The sequence below is a fragment of the Janthinobacterium sp. P210006 genome (assembly GCF_036231885.1).
GTDB lineage: Bacteria > Pseudomonadota > Gammaproteobacteria > Burkholderiales > Burkholderiaceae_D > Janthinobacterium > Janthinobacterium violaceinigrum.
In genome coordinates, this window is the sequence record NZ_JAZARD010000002.1 from 888179 (window position 1) to 910167 (window position 21989).

17 protein-coding genes are annotated in these 21989 nt (G+C 63.8%); 7 read left to right on the forward strand and 10 right to left on the reverse strand.

Going from position 1 to position 21989, the window contains the following annotated elements; translation table 11 throughout:
- The first annotated feature begins 2 nt into the window (after positions 1–2).
- Positions 3–1103, forward strand: coding sequence for a threonine aldolase family protein (locus VPH41_RS12425; RefSeq protein ID WP_328570250.1), 1101 nt, complete (start codon positions 3–5; stop codon positions 1101–1103).
- A gap of 16 nt (positions 1104–1119) precedes the next feature.
- Here the strand turns inward: VPH41_RS12425 and VPH41_RS12430 are convergent, their stop codons facing one another.
- The 4 genes from VPH41_RS12430 to VPH41_RS12445 all read right to left on the reverse strand — a co-directional run bounded on the left by VPH41_RS12430 (position 1120) and on the right by VPH41_RS12445 (position 6855).
- A complete protein-coding gene (locus tag VPH41_RS12430) occupies positions 1120–1740 on the reverse strand; it encodes a glycoside hydrolase family 25 protein (RefSeq protein ID WP_328570251.1) in 621 nt (206 codons plus the stop codon).
- A 40-nt stretch (positions 1741–1780) separates the two neighbouring features.
- Positions 1781–2179 (reverse strand): phage tail protein, encoded by a 399-nt coding sequence (locus VPH41_RS12435; RefSeq protein WP_328570252.1) that lies wholly within the window; start codon positions 2177–2179, stop codon positions 1781–1783.
- Positions 2180–2462: 283 nt separating this feature from the next.
- On the reverse strand, positions 2463–3905 hold the full coding sequence (locus VPH41_RS12440; protein WP_152281294.1) for an OmpP1/FadL family transporter: 1443 nt from the start codon (positions 3903–3905) through the stop codon (positions 2463–2465).
- 160 nt (positions 3906–4065) lie between these two features.
- Positions 4066–6855, reverse strand: coding sequence for a bifunctional diguanylate cyclase/phosphodiesterase (locus tag VPH41_RS12445; RefSeq protein WP_226941040.1), 2790 nt, complete (start codon positions 6853–6855; stop codon positions 4066–4068).
- Positions 6856–7012: 157 nt separating this feature from the next.
- Here VPH41_RS12445 and VPH41_RS12450 point away from each other — a divergent pair, with 157 nt between their 5' ends.
- Positions 7013–7987, forward strand: a complete 975-nt coding sequence (locus VPH41_RS12450; protein ID WP_152259015.1) for a thymidylate synthase — start codon at positions 7013–7015, stop codon at positions 7985–7987.
- The gene (locus VPH41_RS12455; RefSeq protein WP_328570253.1) at positions 7987–9027 is read left to right on the forward strand and encodes an SMI1/KNR4 family protein; all 1041 of its coding nucleotides are present in this window, start codon (positions 7987–7989) and stop codon (positions 9025–9027) included. The genes VPH41_RS12450 and VPH41_RS12455 overlap by 1 nt, the downstream gene beginning before the upstream one ends.
- 15 nt (positions 9028–9042) lie before the next feature.
- On the opposite strand, the gene VPH41_RS12460 is transcribed toward VPH41_RS12455, so the two are convergent.
- From VPH41_RS12460 to VPH41_RS12475, 4 genes are all read right to left on the reverse strand, one after another.
- On the reverse strand, positions 9043–11310 hold the full coding sequence (locus VPH41_RS12460) for an outer membrane beta-barrel family protein (protein WP_328570254.1): 2268 nt from the start codon (positions 11308–11310) through the stop codon (positions 9043–9045).
- A gap of 185 nt (positions 11311–11495) precedes the next feature.
- Positions 11496–12839 (reverse strand): VWA domain-containing protein, encoded by a 1344-nt coding sequence (locus tag VPH41_RS12465; RefSeq protein ID WP_328570255.1) that lies wholly within the window; start codon positions 12837–12839, stop codon positions 11496–11498.
- A gap of 26 nt (positions 12840–12865) precedes the next feature.
- Positions 12866–14119 (reverse strand): TerD family protein, encoded by a 1254-nt coding sequence (locus tag VPH41_RS12470; protein ID WP_328570256.1) that lies wholly within the window; start codon positions 14117–14119, stop codon positions 12866–12868.
- A gap of 244 nt (positions 14120–14363) precedes the next feature.
- A complete protein-coding gene (locus VPH41_RS12475) occupies positions 14364–14939 on the reverse strand; it encodes a TerD family protein (RefSeq protein WP_076571516.1) in 576 nt (191 codons plus the stop codon).
- Positions 14940–15115: 176 nt separating this feature from the next.
- Between VPH41_RS12475 and VPH41_RS12480 the strand changes: the two genes are divergently transcribed.
- The 4 genes from VPH41_RS12480 (at position 15116) to VPH41_RS12495 (ending at position 20574) form a co-directional block, all read left to right on the forward strand.
- Positions 15116–15940, forward strand: coding sequence for an alpha/beta fold hydrolase (locus tag VPH41_RS12480; protein WP_328570257.1), 825 nt, complete (start codon positions 15116–15118; stop codon positions 15938–15940).
- Positions 15937–16422: a dihydrofolate reductase gene (locus VPH41_RS12485; protein WP_328570258.1), complete on the forward strand. Its 486-nt coding sequence runs from the start codon at positions 15937–15939 to the stop codon at positions 16420–16422. Before VPH41_RS12480 ends, VPH41_RS12485 begins: the two co-directional genes overlap by 4 nt.
- A gap of 238 nt (positions 16423–16660) precedes the next feature.
- Complete coding sequence (locus VPH41_RS12490) at positions 16661–18925, forward strand: arginine/lysine/ornithine decarboxylase (RefSeq protein WP_328570259.1); 2265 nt, start codon at positions 16661–16663, stop codon at positions 18923–18925.
- Positions 18926–19182: 257 nt separating this feature from the next.
- Entirely contained in the window at positions 19183–20574 is a 1392-nt protein-coding gene (locus VPH41_RS12495) for a sigma-54-dependent transcriptional regulator (RefSeq protein WP_328570260.1), read from the forward strand.
- Positions 20575–20580: 6 nt separating this feature from the next.
- Here VPH41_RS12495 and VPH41_RS12500 read toward each other — a convergent pair whose 3' ends face one another.
- Both VPH41_RS12500 and VPH41_RS12505 read right to left on the reverse strand, forming a co-directional pair.
- Positions 20581–21315, reverse strand: a complete 735-nt coding sequence (locus tag VPH41_RS12500) for an amidohydrolase family protein (protein ID WP_328570261.1) — start codon at positions 21313–21315, stop codon at positions 20581–20583.
- 18 nt (positions 21316–21333) lie between these two features.
- Positions 21334–21984 (reverse strand): hypothetical protein, encoded by a 651-nt coding sequence (locus tag VPH41_RS12505; protein WP_328570262.1) that lies wholly within the window; start codon positions 21982–21984, stop codon positions 21334–21336.
- Positions 21985–21989 lie beyond the last annotated feature (5 nt).

Here is a 21989-nt window from a genome sequence, read left to right on the forward strand (position 1 = left end):
CCTTGACCGATCTCGAACTGCGCCAGCGCTGCCACACCGTCCTGCCGGGCCACCACCAGCCCGCCCCAAGCGCCACCTTCGCCGCCATGGCCGCGTGGTGCGAAGCCAACGACATTGCGCACGACACCTATGGCGAGGGCGCGCTGATCGAGCAGTTCGAAAACAAGGTCGCCAGCCTGCTCGGTTTCGAGGCGGCCGTGTTCTGCATCACGGGCACCATGACGCAGGTGACGGCCCTGCGCCTGGCCTGCCAGGACCGGGGCTCCTCGCTGGTGGCGCTGCATCCCACCTCGCACATCCTGCGCCACGAGCGGGGCAACCATGAATTGCTCGATCACTTCAAGGGCTTGATGATCGGCGACCCGCACCGCCCGTGGACGGTGGACGACCTGCGCGCCGTGCCCGATGCGCTGGGCGCCGCGCAGCTCGAACTGCCGATGCGCGAAATCGGCGGCCAGTGCCCGTCGTGGGAAGACTTGAACGCGATCAAGCGGCACTGCCGAGAACGCAACATCCACCTGCACATGGATGGCGCGCGCCTGTGGGAAGCGCAAGCGGGTGTTGGCCAGCCCCTGCCCGCCATCTGCGACGGTTTCGATTCCGTGTATGTGTCGCTGTACAAGGGCATCGGCGGCCTGGGCGGCGCCATGCTGGCGGGCAGCCGGCCGTTCGTCGAACGGGCGCGCGAGTGGTTCCGCCGCCAGGGCGGCAATATCGTGCACCGCACGCCCTACGTGGTGGCCGCCGCCATGCAGTTCGATGCGCGCCTGGCCGCCATGCCCCGCTATTTCGCGCGCACGCAGTGGCTGTACGCGCTGCTGGGCGACTATCCGGCCATACGCGTCAATCCTGCCCAGCCGCAGGCAAACATGCTGCATCTGCACCTGCCCGTCTCGCGCGAACGGGCCATCGCCATCCGCAACCAGGTGGCCGAAGAACACGGCATCTGGCTGTTCGGCCGCGCCAGCCACGCGGCGCTGCCCGGGCACAGCGTGGTCGAGTGGTACGTGGGAGATCAGTTGCTGGAAATGGCGGATGCCACCGTGCGGCAGGCATTGAGCCTGCTGGACCAGGCCATGCGCAAGGCGCCCGATGCCCGCTGAACGGGCCGCAGACGCGCTAGCTGCACAACAGCGCCTGCAGCTGGCTGGCCTGGCCGGGGTAGCGGCTCATGTCGACGGCCCCGCTGATGCCGCGCACGGCACCCGTACTCGCGTACTGCCAGAAGGTATAGCTGCCGCTGCCGGCCGGAATGGCAGGACTGGGCCCGGACGTGTAATGGGCGATCCACAGCGGATGGGCGAGGAACGGCGCAAACGAACCCACGCAACTGTTCCAGAAACCGGCGACCGTGTAGATGCCGGGCGTGCAGCCCAGCCTGTCGCCAACCTGCTGCAGCCACTGTGCGACGGCGGCCGCATAGGCGGGCTGGTCCAGCCCCGGCTGTTCCACGTCCAGCATGGGCGGCAAGTCGCCCTTGACGCTGCCCACCGCATTGCAAAAGTTGGCAACCTGGTCCGCCACCGGCTCGGTGGGCGAGAAAAAGTGATACGCGCCGCATAACAGGCCCGCCGCCGTGGCGCCCGCCCGGTTGCGCAGGTAGTCGCTATCGACCACCGTGCCCCCTTCCGTGGCTTTCAAGTAGACGAAAGCGGGCGCAGCGGCGCCGTAAGCCACCGTGGGCCAGTCGATGGCGCCGTTGTAGTGCGATACATCGATGCCTTGCAAAAAGTCTGCCATGCCGTGCTCCTGCCAGTGAAAATGAATGACCTTGCCGTGGCTACGCCGGGAATGGGAACCGCGCGCCCATGCCGTAGGTAAATTTGATCAGATAGCTGACGTCGGCGCTTTTCGGCTGCGCATCGGACGGCAAGGGTCCCGCGCCCTGGCCCGGCTCCGCGCTGGCGCTGGCGCCGCCATCGTGGCCGCGCAGGAAACAGCCCCGGTAATCGGGCAGCTGGAATTGCCCTCCAGAACCGCCATACAGATACCCGAGCGCCGCATACAGTTCCGGATACGACGCGCTGTCGAGCATGCGCCCGTCGCACAGCATCCAGCCCCAGGCTTCCATGACAGCGCCGGCGGTAGCGCCCGCAAAGGCGATCACTGCGCCGACGGGCGTGTCGCCAACGCCAGGCCGCATGGGGAATTGCGGCGGCGCGTGAAACGGGGCGCTCATGATGCCAGCATCGCGCTGCGCTGGGCGCTGGGCCGCGGCAATGGTTTCACGGAGACATCTGCGGGTACACCCAGGTGTTCCGCTTCTTTACTGTCACTTTGATCGGTATCAAATCGCATGGTTTGCCCTTGTGGTTTTCGTGCCAATAATGCCGTACATCACGCTTTATTATAATGATGAATTAACATTTTCGAAAAGTAAGTTTAATTCTGCATGGCACAAAAAAAGGCGCCCGAAGGCGCCTTTTCCTTGCATGGCGGCCGGGTTGGCCGCCACTACCTGCTTAGAACTTGTAGTTATAAGCGAGACCGATCAACTGCATGCGGGTCTTGAACAGGCCCTTGGTGGTTTCACCGTTGCCCGTGCAGCCAGCCATCACCGGCGAGCAGTCATTCTTGTAGTTGACTTCAGCATCCTTGAAGTCGATATAGCTGTAAGCCAGGTCGATCGACGAATTGGCGTTCAGCTTCCAGTTCGCGCCGATCGAGTACTGCATGCGGTCGCTGTCCGGCAAGGCCGGGTGGCGCAGTTCGGCGCTGCGTACGGGCGCCTGGTCGTGGGCGATACCGGCGCGCAGCATCAGGCTTTCGCTGTACTTGTAGTTGGTGCCCAGCGACACGCGGTAGGTGTCTTTCCACTGCTGGCGGATGCGCTCGGCGCCTTCGGCCGTCGGCGGGAACTGGATGTCCAGGTTCTGCAGGCGCGACGTACGGGTCCAGGTCACGTCGCCCATCAGGGCCCAGCGATCATCCATCTGATGGAAGGCGTTGACCGACAGGGTTTCCGGCGTGCGCAGTTCCACCAGCGCCTGCGAATTGACCTTGTTCGAGGCTTTGGCGATGAAGGCGTTCACGGCAGGATTGGACGTCACTTGCGAGAAGTCCCAGATGGTGCTGCCCTTGAGCTTGTGCGAAATCGACGAGCGGTAGGCGATACCGAAACGCGTGCCTTCGTTCAGTTGGTACAGGTAGCCGAGGTTGAAGCCGAAGCCCCAGTCGTGGCCATCCATCGACGCGTGGCCATCCTTGATCGGGCCTTGCAGCGCGGCGCCTGCAGCTTGTGCGGCAGCCAGGCCTTGCGTCTTGGCGATATTGGACAGGAAGGCCTGCGATGCGCTAGGCGCATATTTGCCCAGGTAGGCGACCGAACCCGGCACGTCCACGCCCTGGCCCAGTTCCGCCTTCATGTATTCGGCCGTGATGCCGAAACCGAACGAGTGGTGCTGGTCCAGCTTGAACGACACGGAAGGATTCAGCGCGATGGCTTCGAGCTTGATATTGGTGATCGCGTAGCGGCCATACCAGTCGTTGCCATAGTCGAGCTTGGCGCCGTACGGCACGAACAGGCCCGCGCCGACGGTCCATTGATCATTGATCTTCTTGCTGGCGTACAAGGCTGGCGCGAACACGGCGTCCGGCGCATAGTCCTTGGTTTCCGAGTAAGGCGCGCGATTGCCGGGGAAGAAAGGCTTCGAGCCCGAGTCCGCGTAGGTCGAATGCGGTACCACCAGGGTGCCGCCGCCGACGAACTGCGTGCCTTCCAGGCGCGACAGGCCGGCCGGGTTGTAGAAAATGGTCGAGGCGTCGCCCGCTTCGGCGCCGCTGGCATCGGCCGTACCTTGGGCGGAAACGCTTTGCGAGCCGAAACGGTAGCCCGATGCTTGTGCTGTGGAAGAGATGCCGGCGAACGCGGCAACGATCAGGAGGGGCAGATATTTATGTTTCAAGTTAGTCTCTCTTTATTATATGAAATTGTCTTCGGCATACTATCGCGGGCATCTCAACCTGACCCGTCTTGCACTTTTCTTGCCGCCGTGAACTCCAATTCACTGACGGCATGAGCGAAGCATATAATATTTTTTAGAAAAAAGCGAACGTTCGCTCTTTTTATGAAACAGCGTTGTTTTCCTCGCCAATCACGGGGCTGCAGGGGGGCAGCACGGGGGCTGGAAGCGGTATCAGAAAGCGCTGGTGCATCAGCGCCAGCATCTGTTCGGCCGGCACGGGACGCGAGATGAAATAGCCCTGCACTTCGTTGCATTGCAGCGCGCGCAGGATGTCGAGCTGCTCGCGCGTCTCCACCCCTTCGGCCACCACGCTCATGCCCAGTGCATGCGCCATCGACAGGATGGCGCGCACGAACACTTCGCCCTGCTCCGACCGCCCCAGCTCCATGGTGAAGGCGCGGTCGATCTTCAAGCCATCCATGGCGAACTTCTGCAGCTGCGACAGCGAGGAATAGCCGGTGCCAAAATCGTCGACCAGCAGGCGCACGCCCAGCGCGCGGATGGCCGACAGCTGCTCCACGGCGCGGTTCTGCTCATCCATCATGGCCGATTCCGTGATTTCCACCTCGATCAGCCGCGCATCGATGCGGTGGCGCGCCAGCGCGGACGCCAGCACCTGGTGCACGTCGCCGCGGCCGAACTGGCGCGCCGAGACGTTGATGGAGACGGGCACCAGTTCCAGCCCGCTGGCCTGCCAGCGCGCCATCTGCAGGCACACCTTCTCGATGACGACTTCGCCCAGCTGCGAAATCAGGCCGCTGCTCTCGGCCACGGGGATGAATTCCAGCGGCGGCACCATGCCATGCTGCGGATGCTGCCAGCGCACCAGCGCCTCCATGCTGCACAGCTGGCCGCTCATGGCGTCGACCCTGGGCTGGTAGACGACGAGAAACTGGTCCTGCTCCAGCGCCGCCACCAGGCTTTGTTCCAGTTCGCGGCGGTTGCGGATGGTTTCGAACAATTCGGGCTGGAAGAAGCGGTGATGGCCCTTGCCCGCCACCTTCACGGCGTACATGGCGATATCGGCGTTCTTCAGCAGCACTTCCGTTTCGGCCCCATCGCGCGGATACAGGCTGATGCCGATCGAGGCGCCCATCTTGTGGCGTTCGCTACCCAGGTAAAACGGTTCGTCGAAGGCGATGGCGATGCGCTGCGCCACCTGCTCGGCGCGGCTATCGTCTTCCACGGGGTCGAGCACGACGACGAATTCATCGCCGCCCAGGCGCACCACGTGGTCGCCCGGCCGCAGCACGGCCTTCAGGCGCAGGGACGCGGCGCGCAGCACCTTGTCGCCCTCGGCATGGCCCTGCGTGTCGTTGATATCCTTGAAACCGTCGAGGTCGATGAACAGCAGCGCCAGCATCTGCCGCGCGATGGCGGCGCGCCCCAGGGCGCCGGGCAGGAATTGCTGCAGCCAGTAGCGGTTGGGCAAGCCCGTCAAGCCATCTTCATTGGCCAGGCGGCGCAAGTCGCGCTCGTGCTCCTTGGCCGTGCTGATGTCCTGCAGGGTGACGGCCAGGCGGTCGCCGCTGCGCACCAGGCGCCGGCGTATCCAGCGCAGCTTGAACGGGTTACCTTCCGGCAGCTCGATCTCTTCCTCGGAAAAGCCGGACTGCATGGCGGCCCGGTAATTATGGATGAGGTCGCGGAAATACGGCTCGTGGGCGCGCGACTGCAGCCGCATGCCCAGCAACTGTTCGCGCCGCACGCCGAAATAGCCGGCGCCCGGCTCGTTGCAGTCGACGATCTCGAAGTCGAGGATGCTGCCATCCTCGCCGCGCAGGGCGGCAATGATGTAAAAGCCGTCGCTCGTGCCTTCCGTGGCCATGCGGTAGGCATTGCGCACGCCTTCGGACTGGTGGTGGCGCCACGCCAGGCGCAGCGACAGCACGGTGGCGACGGCGGCAAAGGCCAGCAGCAGCACGGTGACGGCCAGGGCGATGCCGATATAGATGGTGCGCGTTTCCTCGTAGGGGTGCAGCATTTCGCCGTCCGACAGCCCGACCACGGCCGTAAACGGATAGGCTTTCAGCGCCTGCCAGCCCACGTAGCGGCTTTGCTTGTCAGAAAAAGCGATCCTGCCGCCCGAATGCAGGGCGCCGCTTTCCGTTTCCAGGAAGCTGGTGTCGAGAAACGGCGTGCCCTGGCTCCCATGCGTGGGCAGCACGCGCGAACCGAGGCGCGTACTGAACAGTTCGCCCTCCTCGCCCACCATGGCGGACATGCCGAACTTGCCGAAATTGACACTGTTATAGAATTCGGAAAAATAGCTGGAGTGGATGGAAATCAGCAGCACGCCGTCGAAATTGCCATCCTCGTCTTCCAGCCGGCGCGTGAAATGCACGAGGCTTTCGCCCGCGCCCGGCGCTGACGGGGCCGCCTCGCTGGCCCGCCCCAGCGCGATGCGCAGCGCACTGGAATTGCTGCGCCAGTGGCGCAACAGGAAATCGCTGCGCTCGTTGACCCGCAGGCGCTGCAGGGGCGCCGTGGCCGTCACGGGGTGACCCTTGCGGTCGAGGATGGCGACGATGGCAAATTGCGGCAAGGCATACATGCCCTGCGTCTTCAATTGATCGAGGCGCAGCTGGCCGCGCGAATTTTCCCACTCATATTTAAGCTGTAAGGTCAGCTGGTCCATCTGCTCGAGGGTGCGCAGCAGATACTGGCCATACGCTTTCGACAGCGACGACACGCTGTCGAGCGCCTGCTGCTGCGCCACTTTCTTTTCCGCCTCCAGCTGCAGCAAGGTGGCCGTCCACAGCACCGCGCACAGGACCAGCCCCAGCAAGGGCCAGGCCAGGATCAGGCGCAGGTTGGCCTTGAAAAAATCGGCCCTGCTCATCTCCACCACGGCGGCGTTGTTATTATTTACAAATTGTCGCAAGAACATGGTGCAGCATCTGCCGTTTCTGTGTATTTCCTCAAGGACACACAAATTACCACAGAGTCATGTTTGCAGGTGAGCCCGCAGCGTAATTATGTGTGCGGCCCGCAGCCCGCCTGTCGCGCCTGCGTTACAATCACCATCCTTACCGTTGGAGAAATACATGCAGCAATATCAAGATTTGATCAAGACCGTGCTCGAAACGGGCAGCTGGCAAGACAACCGCACGGGCATCCGCACCCTGAGCGTGCCGGGCGCCATGATGCGTTTCGACTTGGCCAACGGCAATTTCCCCGCCGTGACGACCAAGAAACTGGCTTTCAAATCCGTGATCGGCGAATTGTGCGCCTTCCTGCGCGCGTCGCGCAACGCGGCCGAGTTCCGCGCGCTGGGCTGCAAGGTATGGGACCAGAACGCCAATGAAAACGCGCAATGGCTGGCCAACCCCTACCGCGAAGGCGAGGATGACCTGGGCCCCGTGTACGGCGTGCAGTGGAGACAATGGCCCGCGTATAAATTGCTCGACGCCGACAAGCCCGCGCAAATTGCCGATGCGCAAGCGAACGGTTTTACCCTGATCGCTCCCATCGCCGAAGACGGCGTGCAGAAGGTCTTGCTGTACAAGGCCGTCGACCAGCTGCGCGAGTGCCTCGACACCATCATGACGAATCCGGGCAGCCGCCGCATCCTGTTCCACGGCTGGAACCCGGCCGTGCTGGACGCCGTCGCCCTGCCCGCCTGCCATTTGCTGTACCAGTTCATCCCGAACGCCAGCACGCGCGAAATCTCGCTGTGCTTATATGTACGCAGCAACGATATCGGCCTGGGCACACCGTTCAACATCGCCGAAGGCGCGGCCCTGCTGCACCTGGTGGCGCGCCTGACGGGCTATACGCCGCGCTGGTTCACGTATTTCATCGGCGATGCGCACATCTATGAAAACCACCTCGACATGGTGGAAGAGCAATTGAAGCGCACGCCGTTCCCCGCACCGCGCTTCGTCATTTCCGACCGCGTGCCCGAGTATGCGAAGACGGGCAAGTACGAGCCGGAATGGCTGGAAAAGATCGAGCCGTCCGATTTCTCGCTGGAAGGCTATGAACACCATGCGCCCATCAAGGCGGCGATGGCCGTCTGATGGCGGTCACTCCCCTTGCAGCCCTGCACCGCAAGCTGTTTGACGAAACCGATGGCAACAAGTTCGCGCGGCTGAAAGACCGCCTGATCAAAAAGCATGGGATGGACGAACGGCGCGCCGTACTCGACATCCTCATCGGCTACGCCAAGGATGGCCAGCTGCTGCATTGGCGCAACTTCCTCATGACGGACATCATCGCGCTGGTCGAGCCTGGCGAGTGCGGCGATTTCTTTACCGCCTGCCTGGCTGTGCCCGAGCTCAGCTACTGGGCCGTCGATGGCATGCTCAAGAGCATGGGCAAGGCCGCCTACGGCCCGCTGGTGGCGCTCGCCGCCGCGGACGCCGCCAGGTCCAGCACGCGCGCCAAGGCCATCAAGAGCCTGGCCATCGCCAGCGGCCAGCCCTTCGACCGGGGCTTGATGACCGATCCCGGCCACTGGAAGCCGGAGCAGCTGCGCGTGGCCGAGGTGCTGGCCTGGCAAGCGGACGGCTACCCGGATGGCCACGGCTTTGCGGCTCCGGCCACGCATGCCTCGCTGGACGATCCACGCACGGCACTGGAAAAGGCGGCCGCAAAACTGGAAAAGAGACTGGCGGCCGAACGCAAGAAGGACCAGGACCTGGCGCGCCCGTCGAACTGGCTGGTCATTGCGGAGAATGCCGACCTGGCCGCCATCGACCAGCGTTGGACTTTGCCGGAACAATACCGGCACTTCCTGGCCCGCTATTCGCCGCTGCGCGTGTATATCGACAGCAAGCGCTACTTCCAGGGTCTGCATCTGTACGGCGCGGCAGAGCTGATCAAGGGGCAGCACGGGTACGCTTGCAATCCTGTCAACCAGGAAGTCCTTGCCGGCTGGCCCGTCCACTACGTGGTGATTGCCGATGCGGGCGCCGATCCGTATTGCCTGGATTTGTCAGCCATCGCTGACGGCGACGCGCCCATCTACACGGCCGAGCACGGCGCAGGCGCATGGCGTTTTGAACGCCATGCGGACAGCTTTGTCGACTTCCTCAAGGAAATCGCCGCCGCTGCCTAGGCTGCCTGGCCGGGCTTAGCCCGGTCCCTCGCCGCCGGGGCCGGGACCGCCTGGTCCCCGTCCGCCCGGCGGACCGAAGCGAGGTTCGCGCTCGCCTTCTTTCGCCGCCGTCGTGGCGCCGCCCAGGCGGTACGACAAGCCCACATAAATCATGCGCCCGTCGAAGCGGCGCGTGCTCGTCTCGCGCAAAGACGCGCTGTTGATGACGGTTTCCATCTTGTTGGTGCTGAACACATCGGTCACGTTCATGACCAGGCTCAGCTGCGGCGTCACCGTGTGGCGCCAGCTCATATTCAAGGTATTGTTCGGCGAGCGGTAACCCTGTCCCGACAGCATCTTGCCTTGCATTTGCAGGGCCAGTTGCAGCTGGTTATCCGCATTGACCTGGTAATTGAGGCGCGCGCGGCCGCTCAGGGCATTTGCTGTGCGCGTGCTGAGGTTGCCCAGATCGTCGGAACTGGTCTGCTGGCTGCGCGCCAGGTTGCCGCTCGTGTTCAGGGTCAGAGACGGCGTCAGCTTGCCGCTGACGCTGAACTCCAGGCCGCTCGAATGGCTGCCTTCGCCATTTTGGCGCGTGGTCAGCAGCACGTTGTCGCTGATGAAGTAGCGGTAATCGACGATGGCGTCCGTATCGCGGCGGTGGTAGGCGCGCAAGCTGCTTTCCAGGCCCGCGATCTTCGTTTCATAGCCGATCTCGAACGAATCCGTCTGCGTGGGCTTGAGCTTGGGATTGCCGGCCGACACATTAAATTCGTCGCGGTACACCACGTAGGGGTTCAGGTCGCCCGCGTTCGGGCGGCGGATGCGGTGCGCATAGCTGAAGCGCAGATTGCTCTCGTCATTGACCTTGTAGGTGGCGAACAGGCTGGGGATGTAGTTGATGTAATTATTGCCGGCCTCGACGCCGCCCGTGATCTGGCGCACGTTCAAGTCCGTGTATTCGGCGCGCAAACCGGCCAGCGCGCCCCAGCGTTCATTCAGGCGCATCTGGTAGGAACCGTACAGGGCGATGGTGCGCTCGTCCATCTCGAAACGGTTGCTGCGCATGGGATTGACGGTTTCCGCCAGGCTGGCCGGATTGATGTCCGTGTACAGGGTGTCGAAGCTGCTCTTGTTGTCGGCCACCTTGTAGCCCAGCTTGGCCGTGCCGCCCGCCAGCGGACGTTCGTAGTCGCCGCTGAAGTCGACGATGCGGTTGCCCGTTTCGCTGTGCTGGCGCGCGCGGCTGTCGAAGGCGTTGACGGGCGCGATCGCATAGGCATTGGCGTAATCGCTGTCGCTCTCGTTGGTCGACGACGATACGCGCAAGTCGATTTTCAGGGTTTCGCCCGGCAATTCGCCCTTGTGATCGTAACGCCCGCCCCAGCTGTAATTGCGGCTGTCGCCGTTGCGCACGGTGCTGCGCACATAGTCGCCGATGGTGCTGCCCGTGCTGTCGCCATTGATGTAGCGGTCGAGCGAGCGCTGGTCGTTGCTGCGCCCGTTGTACGACACGCTGGCGGCCAGGGTGTCATTCGTGTTCAGGTTGTAATTGACGGTGCCGTGCAAGCCCAGCGAGTCGTTCAAGCCATTGCTGGTGGAGCTCTGGCTGCTGGGGGCAAAGGCACCCGTGCCGCGGTCCAGGCGCTCGCGGCTGACTTCGCCCACGGAATTGCGGCCGTCATGGCGCACATTGATGCCGCCCTGGTAGCCCCACGGCCCTTCGTTGTAGGTGCCGGACACGGAACTGTTGTAGCGTCCCGCGATGCCCGCATTCGCATTCACGGTGGCAAAGCCGCCCGGCTTGCGGTTGCGCCGCATCACCAGGTTCAAAATCGGACCGCCGCCGGCTTCGTTGCCGAACTGGGCGCCGGGATTGTTGATCACTTCCACCGACTCGATGTCGTCGGCCGCCATGGCGTTCAGGGTGGCGCCCCGCGAATCGCCCTGCAGCATGGCCGACGGCTTGCCATCGATCAATATCTGCACATTGCTACTGCCCCGCAAGGACACGCTGCCGTCAGGATCGACGGCCACGGACGGCACATTGTTCAAGGCGTCGGCCGCCGTGCCATTGGTGCTGCCCACGTCGGACTTGACGTCGTAGACTTGCCGGTCGATGCGGCCCGTGGGACGTTCGGCCGTCACGCTGACGGTCGCGGGAGCATCGACGGCGGGCGCCTTGGCCGGTGCCGGTGCGGCGGGCTTGACGGCGGCGTCGCCGCTGACGGTTTGCGCCTGGACGGCGGCGCCGGAGACCAGCAGGCTGCCGCCTGCCAGACAGTGGAAAAGAAGTTTATGCATTTGGCTAAAAAATAATGGAGACGCTACGGATGAGGCGCTACGCCGCAGCGTGAGAGCACGTTCAAAGCATGCCATGAGTCGCGGCAGCAAAGCAAATGCGAACCATTGTTATTTACTTCAATTTACAAATCTCTTCCACTTGTGGTCGTACAGCCTCATCCGATGTACTGTGCGCCACCTTTGCGCTAGCGCAGCAAGCCATGGCCGCGCGCCAGTTTCAGCCAGCCCGGATATTCCGTCATCAGCAAGTCATACAGTTCCGCATCGCTGTGCTCGTCAGGCGAGCCGACGGAAAAGTAGTTGGCGTTGTCGACCAGACGCCCCTGCAATTCGTCGAGCTTTTCCAGGAAGGGGAAGTCGGAATCGGCAAACGCGGCGAGGAACTTGCTTTTCGATTTGCGCCCCTTGCCGATGCCCATGAATTGCCAGAAGATGGGTTCATTGCTGGCCCAGCGCAATTGCTTCTCCGTCGTCGCCTGGTCGCTGGTGCCGCCGTCCGTGACGAACATCACGTACACGGGCAGCTCGGCCGCGACGGGCCGCGTGCGTTCGCCGCCGGCTACGTCGGGGAAATAGAACGCGCGGATCGCTTGCATGGCGGCGCCATAGCGCGTGTCGCCTTCCAGCGGGTGGCGCTGTATAGCCTGGCCCACGTAGGTATTGCAGTTGCTCAAGGCCATGGGCGCCGGATGATGAACGTTCTTGCCGAACAGGAAAACGTCGATCTCGCCATCGTCGTCGAACTTGCAGCCCAGGGCCAGGATGCGTTCGGCAAAGCGCTGCACCAGGCCCTCCTTGTACAGCCGTCCCATGGAACCGGAGATATCGAGGCACAGGCAGACCTTGGCACGGTGCTCCGACAGGCCCACTTTTTGCAAGGACACGCCAGCCTGCTTGACGAGGCTGACCAGTTGCGGCGCCTCGCGTTCCACCCGTTTTTCCAGGTTGAGCTTGGCTTGCACGACGGCAGACGCGGCTGCCGGGGCCGCAGCTGCTGCTGGCGCGGCCTGGTCGACTTCGCCGCCGAAGTGGCGCACCAGCGCGTCCAGCCCGCCATTGAAACCCTGGCCCACGGCCATGCAGCGCCAGCCGCCATCCTTGCGGTAGAGTTCAAGCAGCATCACGGCTTTTTCTTGCGCGAAATCATTGCCCGCAAAGGCGAAGCGGGCCAGTTCGCGCCCGCCTGCCTGCAGGCGCACGTGGCCGGATTGCAGCTGCGACATCACGCCCCCGCCATCGATGGAGGCCGTCACGACGAGGCGGTCTATGCCGGCCGGCAAGCGCGCCAGCTGCAAGGCAAACTCGGCCATGTCGCCGCCGCTGCCGGCGCGCGCTTCCACGCCGCCGCACGGCGTGCGCGGCTGGTTGAAAAAGGTCATGTAGCGCTCGTCGGACAGCTTGCCGCCGGCATCGAGGCCGAAGCAGGCCACGTCCAGCGCCAGCCCCTGTGCGGCGACGCCGATCTGCAGCACGCCATCGGGAACAAGATTGGCCAGCGGCAAGCGCTGGCCCTTGGCCAAGGTTTCCATCAATGTCTCCAGTTAGTATTCAGGTACTAGGCAATGTAGCGGCGCGGATTGTCCGCATTGAAATCGTCTTCATCATCCTTGTCCTCGCCCTTGAAGACGACGGGACCGTTGAAGGCCAGCTGCAGGTTCTCGCCCTGCCAGCTCAGCCACGGCGTCGCCTCGCTGCCTGGCTCCGACGTCTTGCCGGACGGCTCGAGGATGATGCTGTCCCCCGTGATGCGCGCCATGCCGATCACATAGGTGTAGACGGTGTCGTCCTCGGCCGCCTTGGACAGGCGGAAGTCGAACGCGCACTCGACGGTCTGCTCGCCGTATTGCATGACCATTTTCGGCCGCATGGACGCCACGGACACGGCGCCGTTGGCCAGCGCCGAATACACGCTGAAGACCAGGCCCACGGTGCCGCCGTAATGGTGCGCCAGCGCGGGATTGACTTCCACCGTTTCCGTGGCCGGCTCCTTGCCGGAGGCGCCAGCCACGTCGCCCAGGTGGCGCACATAGGGCATGGCGTCGAAGTTGCCAGCCGTATCCGGCGCCTGGATGAAGCGCATCTGGCCATTCGGCAAGAGGATGCCGACCCGCAAATCGAGATCGTCGTTATCGTCGTCGCCATCGCCGTTATCGACCCAGCTGGCCTTGACGATGAGTTTTTTCGGCGCGCCCGCGCCCTTATCCAGCGATACCTTGTGCGTCTGCCCCGCCTTGGTCAGCGAGATTTTCGACAGGGATATCTTGGGCGCCGGCGCGGGCGCGGCATCGGCCTGCGCCACTTCGCCGCCGAAATGCGCGACCAGAGAGTCCAGGCCGCCATTGAAACCCTGGCCCACGGCCATGAAGCGCCAGCCCCCGTCCTTGCGGTAGAACTCGCCCAGCATCACGGCTTTTTCCTGGGAAAAATCAGCGCCCCCATACGCGTAGCGCGCCAGCTCGCGGCCGCCGTCGAGCAGGCGCAGATAGCCGCTGCCCAGCTGCGCCATGGTCGCGTCGCCATCGATGGCGGCCGTGACGACCAGGCGTTCGATGGAGGCAGGCAAGCGCTCCAGCTGGCAGCTGAAACCGGCAAGGTCGCCGGCCGGCGCCGATGCTTCCACGCCGCCGCACGGCGTGCGCGGCTGGTTGAAGAAGGTCATGTAGCGGTCGTCGGACAGCTTGCCGGCGGCATCGAGGCCGAAACAGGCAAAGTCCAGCGCCACGCCCGCAGTGGCGAGGCCCAGTTGCACGACATTGCCCGTGACGAGGCCGGACAGCGCCAGGCGCTGCCCCTTGATCAGGTTTTCCATGGGACTATATACTCAGGTGTGAAAGCTTGGGACTACGGCTCAGGGCAAGGTCCGTCGTCCGAAGGCGGTACGAATGTACAGTCAGTCCCTGGCGGAGCAAAGCCGCCATGGACTGCCGTGCTGTATTCTTGAACAAGGCTAAAAGAGCTTCGGACAACGGTTCAGGGCAAGGCGCGTCACCGAAGACAGTACGCATAGTACGGCGAGGTGACGCAACGCCGCCATGGGCCGTTTTCCGGAGCTCTTAGGCGTTGATGCCGAACGAACGTGCCAGAGGCCCCAGGCCGCCCTTGAAACCCTGGCCGATGGCCTTGAATTTCCATTCGCTGCCGGCGCGGTAGATTTCGCCGAAGATCATGGCCGCTTCCGTCGAGCCGTCTTCGGACAGGTCGTAGCGGGCGATTTCCGCGCCATTGTCGCCGTTCAGGCAACGGATGTAGGCCTTGCCCACCATGCCGAAGTTCTGCTTGCGGTTTTCCGCATCGTGAATCGTGACGGCCACGGCGATCTTGTCGATGTCGGCAGGCACGTTGGCCAGGTCGACGGCGATTTTCTCGTCGTCGCCGTCGCCGCCGCCCGTCGTGTTGTCGCCCGCGTGGACGATGGAGCCATCGGCCGACTTCAGGTTGTTATAAAAAATGAAATCAGCATCGGAACGGGCCTTGCCATCCGTTTTCAGCAGGAAGGCGCTGCCGTCCAGGTCGAAAGCGGCGCCATCGGTGGCGCGCGGGTCCCAGCCCAGGCCGATCACGATTTTCTTCAAGCCAGGAGCTTCCTTGCTCAGGTTGACATTGCCGCCTTTTTGCAAACTGATCGCCATGGTAATTCCTCTTCAATTAGTGGGTTGCATTCGGTGTTTCAGGTCACTGGGCCGGCTCCCCGGCTTGATGAGCCATGAGCCTACCATAAAGTCCAGGCTTGCCAGCCGCGCACTATTGAAAATAATGCCATGCAGAAAAAATTGCGCCGCTGCCCTGCTGGCCGAAATGACGGATAATGCCGCTCGACAGAACTTTCACCATCATGAGCGATGCGATCCCCGGTTTGAACTTGCCTGAAAACACCACGCGACTCGTTTGCATCCCCGGCACCTTGTGCGACGCGCGCCTGTGGTCGCGCCTGGCGCCGGCCCTGGGCGATGCCATCCATGTGCACCACGTGCCCCTGCACGAGGCGCGCACGCGCGCGCAGATGCAGCAGATGATTGCCAGCCACAGCGACGGGCAGGCGCACCTGGTGGGCTTTTCGCTGGGCGCCTACCTGGCGCTCGAACATGCGCTGGTGCACCCGCAACGTGTCAAGTCCCTCACCTTGATCGCCAATTCGGCCAAAGGTTTGCTGCCGGCGGAAGTCGAAGCGCGCCAGCGCATCGTCACCATGCTCGAGCGCAATGCCTATGCGGGCATCACGCGCCAGCGCCTGCGCGAACTGCTGCACCCGTCGCATTTGCAGGACGCCGGCATCACGGGCCTGATCCAGCAGATGGGGCTGGACCTGGGCAAGGAGGTGTTGCTGGCGCAATTTCTCACCACCATCGACCGCCCCGACCTGATGGCGCGCTTGCCGGAACTCGATATTCCCGTGCTGATCGTGGGCGCCGTGGACGACAAGCTCGTCAACCCCGACGACCTGCGCGACATGGCGGCCCGCCTGCCGCAAGCCACCTTGCACTTACTAAAAGACAACACCGGCCACATGATTCCGCTGGAAGCGCCCCGTCCGCTGGCCGACGCCATGCGTGCGCATCTGGAGGCGGCAGGCAATTTCAACGATAATGACGGGCATCGGGCCATGCCCCCACCACTTTCACAGAACCAATGAGCACACTGACCATCATCGTGGCCACCGACCAGCAAGGCGGCATCGGCATAGCCAACACCCTGCCGTGGAAGCTGCCGGAAGACCTCGCGCACTTCAAGCGCCTGACGACGGGCCACCCCATCCTCATGGGCCGCAAGACCTTCGACTCCATCGGCCGGCCGCTGCCGAACCGCCGCAACATCGTCATCACGCGCAATCCGGACTGGCGCCACGAGGGCGTGGAAGCGGTGCCGTCGCTGGAAGCGGCCATCGCGCTGCTCGACGGCGCCGAAGGCTATGTCATCGGCGGCGCCGACATCTACAGGCAGTCGCTGGCCCTGGCGCAGCGCCTGATCATCACGGAAATCGGCCAGACTTTTGACTGCGACGCGTTTTTCCCTGCCGTGGATCATGCCGTATGGCAAGAAACCGCGCGCGAGGCGCATGTCTCGGAGAAATCCGGCCTGCCTTACGCCTTTGTCACCCTGCAACGCAAAGCCTGATAAGGTTGCTATTCATTGGACAGAATGTTGCTGTAATACCCCTGTCACACCTTTGCGTCACGCTAGCGCTTGCTCGTGACGCCTGGGGGCGATATTTTTTTCCCGCAGACGCTGCATTTCTGCGAGAATCCCGTTCTTATTTTTTTTCTGCGTCTGCCGGGTTGCTTTGCCGCCTGAAGTCGCGCCCTAGTCCGCCCCTCCATTACGTCAGGGGCGGCTTGCTTTTTTGGAGACATGCATGAAATTTCGTTTCCCTATCGTCATCATTGACGAGGATTTCCGTTCTGAAAATACGTCCGGCCTGGGCATTCGCGCCCTTGCCGCCGCAATGGAAAAAGAAGGCATGGAAGTGCTGGGCGTGACCAGCTACGGCGATTTGTCGCAATTTGCCCAGCAGCAATCGCGGGCGTCCGCCTTCGTGCTGTCGATCGACGACGAGGAATTCGGTGCCGGTTCCATCGAGGAAACGGACCACGCGCTCAAGTCCCTGCGCGCCTTCGTCGAGGAAATCCGCTACAAGAACGCGGACATCCCCATCTATCTGTACGGCGAAACGCGCACCTCGCGCCATATTCCCAACGATATCCTGCGCGAACTGCATGGTTTCATCCACATGTTCGAAGATACGCCGGAATTCGTCGCGCGCCACATCATCCGCGAAGCGAAGTCCTATCTGGACGGCCTGTCGCCGCCGTTCTTCCGCGCGCTGGTGCACTACGCCAACGATGGTTCCTACTCGTGGCATTGCCCCGGCCACTCGGGCGGCGTGGCCTTCCTGAAGTCGCCGATCGGCCAGATGTTCCACCAGTTCTTCGGTGAAAACATGCTGCGCGCCGACGTCTGCAACGCCGTCGAGGAACTGGGCCAGCTGCTCGACCATACGGGTCCTGTCGCCGCGTCCGAACGCAATGCGGCGCGCATCTTCAATGCCGATCATTGCTATTTCGTCACCAACGGTACGTCGACCTCGAACAAGATGGTGTGGCACTCGACCGTGGCGCCAGGCGACATCGTCGTCGTCGACCGCAACTGCCACAAGTCGATCTTGCATTCGATCATCATGTGCGGCGCGATTCCCGTGTTCCTGATGCCGACGCGCAATCACCTGGGCATCATCGGCCCCATCCCCCTGCACGAATTCACGCCGGAAAGCATTGCCCGCAAGATCGAGGCGAATCCGTTCGCGCGCGAAGCAAAGAACAAGAAGCCGCGCATTCTCACCATCACGCAATCGACCTACGACGGCGTGATCTACAACGTGGAAACCCTGCGCGAAATGCTGGACGGCAAGATCGACACCCTGCACTTCGATGAAGCATGGCTGCCGCACGCCACCTTCCACGATTTCTACAAGAATATGCACGCCATCGGCAAGGACCGTCCGCGCGCCAAGGAATCGATGATCTTCTCGACCCAGTCCACGCACAAATTGCTGGCCGGCCTGTCGCAGGCCTCGCAAATCCTCGTGCGCGAATCGGACACGGTCAAGCTGGACCAGGACGCCTTCAACGAGGCTTACCTGATGCACACCTCGACCTCGCCGCAATACTCGATCATCGCTTCGTGCGACGTGGCTGCGGCCATGATGGAAGCGCCGGGCGGCACGGCCCTGGTGGAAGAATCGATCATGGAAGCGCTCGATTTCCGCCGCGCCATGAAGAAGATCGACCAGGAATGGGGCCAGGACTGGTGGTTCCAGGTGTGGGGTCCGTCCAGCTTCAACGACGAAGGCATGGGCCAGCAGGAAGACTGGATGATACGCGCCGAGGATGACTGGCACGGCTTCGGCGACCTGGCTCCCGGCTTCAACATGCTCGACCCGATCAAGGCGACCATCGTCAATCCGGGCCTGTCGCTGGACGGCCAGTTCGGCGACACGGGCATCCCCGCGTCCATCGTCACCAAGTACCTGGCCGAGCACGGCGTCATCATTGAAAAATGCGGCCTGTACTCGTTCTTCATCATGTTTACCATCGGCATCACCAAGGGCCGCTGGAATACCCTGCTGACGGCCTTGCAGCAATTCAAGGACGACTACGACAAGAACCAGCCGATGTGGCGCATCCTGCCGGAATTTGCGGCGACCAACCCGCGCTACGAAAAAATGGGCTTGCGCGACCTGTGCCAGCAAATCCACGATTTCTACAAGGCTTACGACGTGGCGCGCCTGACGACGGAAATGTACCTGTCGGACATGATCCCGGCCATGAAGCCGTCGGACGCGTTCGCCAAGATGGCGCACCGCGAAATCGAGCGCGTGGCCATCGACGAACTGGAAGGCCGCATCACGTCCATCCTGCTGACGCCGTACCCACCGGGCATTCCGCTGCTGATCCCGGGCGAGCGCTTCAACAAGACCATCGTCGACTACCTGCGCTTCGCGCGCGACTTCAACGAGCGCTTCCCCGGCTTCGAGACGGATGTGCATGGTCTCGTGAAACGCGAGGTCGATGGCAAGCGCGGCTACTTCGTCGACTGCGTCAAGATGGATGAGAACGCCTAAAAATCGTCCATGGCGGCGTTGCATTGCCTAGCCGTACTATTCGTACTGTCTTCGGCAATGCGCCTTGCCCTGAACGTTTTTAGTCATTCTCGTGACGTTGCTTGATGACGTTGCTGGAACGGTAGTCATTAACGCCGCCTGATGCAGATCAGGCGGCGTTTTTCATTTCCGGCTACCGCGCACGCTTGTGCCAGATCAAACGGCCGGGGTGGCGGGCTTCTAAGATGGGCGACTCGTGGCCTCGTGATGGCTGGCATATGGCGCTCAAGGTGTGGCTGGAAATCGTGCAGCAGGCGGCGGCTGGCAGTGGCGCGCTGCTGCTGGCGGCCTTGCAGCAGGCTCAGGTAACTGTCGCCCGGCGGCACGATGGCGACGGAGACGGGGACGAAGCGGGCATCGTGCTGTTTGCCGAAGCCGATGCGGCGCTGCTGCACGCGCTGCCGGCGCTGTGCCGGCACGCCTCCGTACTGGCCATTGCCGCTTGCGGCCAGGCCCTGAGCTGCGCGCAGCAGCGGGCCGTGCTGGCGGCCGGCGCCCTCGATGTCCTGCTGTGGCCGGCCGGTAGCGCCGATGCGGGCCAGGTGCTGGCACGGCTGCAGCGCTGGCAGGCCGTGGCGCAGCTGCTGGCGTCAAACGCCGTGCGCGGGGCCCTCGTGGGCGGCAGCGCCGTGTGGACCGCCTTGCTGCATCAAGTGGTGGAAATGGCCGCCTTCAGCCAGGCCTCGATACTGATTACGGGAGAGACGGGCACGGGCAAGGATTTATTGGCGCAACTGGTCCACCGCCTCGGCAACTGCAGCGGCGACTTCACTATCCTCGACTGCACCACCCTGTCGCCGGAACTGGCAGGCAGCGAACTGTTCGGCCACGAACGGGGCGCCTTTACGGGTGCGGCGGGCGCGCGCGACGGCGCTTTTGCCCTGGCCGACGGCGGCGTGCTGTTTCTCGACGAAGTGGGCGAACTGCCCCTACCCCTGCAGGCGCAGCTGTTGCGCGCCATCCAGGAACGCAAGTACAAGCGCGTGGGGGGCAACACGTGGCAGCCGACGCAGTTCCGGCTCGTGTGCGCCACCAACCGCGAACTGGAGCGCGAAGTGGCGCGCGGCGCCTTTCGCGCCGACCTGTATTACCGCATCGCCGGCTGCCGTTGCCGGACGCCGCCCCTTCGCGAGCGCCAGGACGATATCCTGCCCCTGGCCCGGCATTTCCTGGCCGAACTGGCCCAGCAAGCGCCGCCCCCGCTGGACGCGGCCGTGCGCGAATACCTGCTGCTGCGCGACTATCCGGGCAATGTGCGCGAGCTGCGCCAGACCGTCACGCGCATCTGGCACCGCCATTGCGGCCCCGGCCCCATCACCATCGGCGCCCTGCCTCCCGAAGAACGGCTGCAGGCGCCGCCCTGGCCCGACCAGCACTTCGAAGCGGCCGTGCGGCGTGCCCTGGCCCAGGGTTGCAAGCTGTCGCACATCACGCGCTGCGCCGCCGACATGGCCATCCGACTGGTGCTGGCCGAGGAGCACGGCAACAACCAGCGCGCCGCCGCCCGCCTGGGCGTGACGGACCGCGCCCTGCAGATACGCCGCAAGACGGCGGCCTGCGCGACGCAAGCGCCCGCAGCTCCGATGCCGGCCGCGCCGAGGCCGCGGTGATCCGCCTCACGCCAGTCCCGCCAGCCGCAAAAAATTGCCGCCCGTGATCAACGCTGCGTCCGGCGCCGGCAAGCCCAGCAAATGAATCTTGTGCAATTCCAGCCCCGGATGCAGCCAGGGGCCATCCGAGCCGAACAAGACCTTGTGCGGCCCCGCGCGCTGCACGGCCTGTTGCAGCAGGTCAAAGCGGCGCACGCCGGAACTGTCCGTATGGATGTTGCGGTGGCGGGCCAGATGGTCGATCAGCGCCAGCTGCGCCGCCCAGTCGTCGCCGAAGCTGCCCAGATGGGGCAGGATGAAATTGACATCGGGATACTGCTGCGCCAGCAACTGGGCCACGGCCACCTCGCCGGCCGGGTCGTACAGCACGGGCAAGCCGAAGAAGCGCGCCGCATCGCACACTTCGCCGCTGATGCGCGCGTCCAGGCGGTGCGCCTTGATGCCGACAAAACCGTAGCGCTCGACGGCCGTGCGCACCAGGTCCATGACGCGGCCCCGGTCGCGCCGTGCATGCACGAAGGCAAAGCCATAAAAACGCTGCGGATCGGACGCGACCAGGCGCGCCACGGCGTGGTTGGCAATCGCGTAATCGGAGTGGAAAGTGGCGAACAGCACGCTGCGGCCTATGCCGGCCGTCCGTGCGCGGCGCAGGTAGGCGTGCAGCGGCGCATCGCTGTCCCACGGCCCGCTCAAGCCGTCGCCCGGTCCCGCATGGCAATGGCAATCGATGACGGGCGCCATACCTGTCGCCTGCGCCGTTCAGTTCCAGTCGCCCATCACGACGATGCGGTTGCCGCGCCGGCGCCAGCGCCCGCTCTCTTCCTCGGTCTGCGGCGCGGGCGAGCGGAAGTGCGGCAGTTGCTGGTGCAAGGCCCGCGTCAGCGCGCTTTCCACGGCGCGCGCGCTGCCGTCGCTGTCGGCCGCCAGGCGCGCCGCCTGCCCCGCGATGCGCACGAAGCGGCGCGCCAGTTCCAGTTCGCGGTCGGCCGGCGCTTCGGCGGCCATTTCCAGCTCGAGCGCACTGCTGGCGGCGCGTCCCAGGGCCGAGCCCAGCGCCGTGCCCACGCCCGGTATCGGGATCATCGACCCGAGGGCGCCGCCGACAAAGGGCAAGGCCGTCTTGGCCACGGCCTTCAAGGCGCCGCCCAGGGGCTTGGCCACCTTGGCAATCGTCGAACCCACTTTTTTGACACCCTTCCACACGCTCTTGAAGACGTTGCCCAGAAACTGGTCGAGTTCTTCTTCGCTGGCCACTTCCAGCAATTCCATGGCCAGCTGCAGTTCTTCCTCTTCGCCAAACACGGCCCGCGCACTGCCCTTGCCGGGCCAGTCCTGGCCGAATTCCAGCACTTCAAACGCGGCGCCGGCCCGCTGCCGGCATTGCGCGCACGCGCATTCGAGTTGGTGCATGATGC

What these genes read in the sequence shown, in the direction of transcription:
- VPH41_RS12495 (WP_328570260.1), top strand. Translation starts at nt 19,183, where the DNA reads ATGGCGCTCAAGGTGTGGCTGGAAATCGTGCAGCAGGCGGCGGCTGGC.
- VPH41_RS12435 (WP_328570252.1), bottom strand. Translation starts at nt 2,179, where the DNA reads ATGAGCGCCCCGTTTCACGCGCCGCCGCAATTCCCCATGCGGCCTGGC.
- VPH41_RS12500 (WP_328570261.1), bottom strand. Translation starts at nt 21,315, where the DNA reads ATGGCGCCCGTCATCGATTGCCATTGCCATGCGGGACCGGGCGACGGC.
- VPH41_RS12480 (WP_328570257.1), top strand. Translation starts at nt 15,116, where the DNA reads ATGCCGCTCGACAGAACTTTCACCATCATGAGCGATGCGATCCCCGGT.
- VPH41_RS12465 (WP_328570255.1), bottom strand. Translation starts at nt 12,839, where the DNA reads ATGGAAACCTTGGCCAAGGGCCAGCGCTTGCCGCTGGCCAATCTTGTT.
- VPH41_RS12475 (WP_076571516.1), bottom strand. Translation starts at nt 14,939, where the DNA reads ATGGCGATCAGTTTGCAAAAAGGCGGCAATGTCAACCTGAGCAAGGAA.
- VPH41_RS12445 (WP_226941040.1), bottom strand. Translation starts at nt 6,855, where the DNA reads ATGTTCTTGCGACAATTTGTAAATAATAACAACGCCGCCGTGGTGGAG.
- VPH41_RS12455 (WP_328570253.1), top strand. Translation starts at nt 7,987, where the DNA reads ATGGCGGTCACTCCCCTTGCAGCCCTGCACCGCAAGCTGTTTGACGAA.
- VPH41_RS12505 (WP_328570262.1), bottom strand. Translation starts at nt 21,984, where the DNA reads ATGCACCAACTCGAATGCGCGTGCGCGCAATGCCGGCAGCGGGCCGGC.
- VPH41_RS12430 (WP_328570251.1), bottom strand. Translation starts at nt 1,740, where the DNA reads ATGGCAGACTTTTTGCAAGGCATCGATGTATCGCACTACAACGGCGCC.
- VPH41_RS12450 (WP_152259015.1), top strand. Translation starts at nt 7,013, where the DNA reads ATGCAGCAATATCAAGATTTGATCAAGACCGTGCTCGAAACGGGCAGC.
- VPH41_RS12460 (WP_328570254.1), bottom strand. Translation starts at nt 11,310, where the DNA reads ATGCATAAACTTCTTTTCCACTGTCTGGCAGGCGGCAGCCTGCTGGTC.
- VPH41_RS12490 (WP_328570259.1), top strand. Translation starts at nt 16,661, where the DNA reads ATGAAATTTCGTTTCCCTATCGTCATCATTGACGAGGATTTCCGTTCT.
- VPH41_RS12485 (WP_328570258.1), top strand. Translation starts at nt 15,937, where the DNA reads ATGAGCACACTGACCATCATCGTGGCCACCGACCAGCAAGGCGGCATC.
- VPH41_RS12470 (WP_328570256.1), bottom strand. Translation starts at nt 14,119, where the DNA reads ATGGAAAACCTGATCAAGGGGCAGCGCCTGGCGCTGTCCGGCCTCGTC.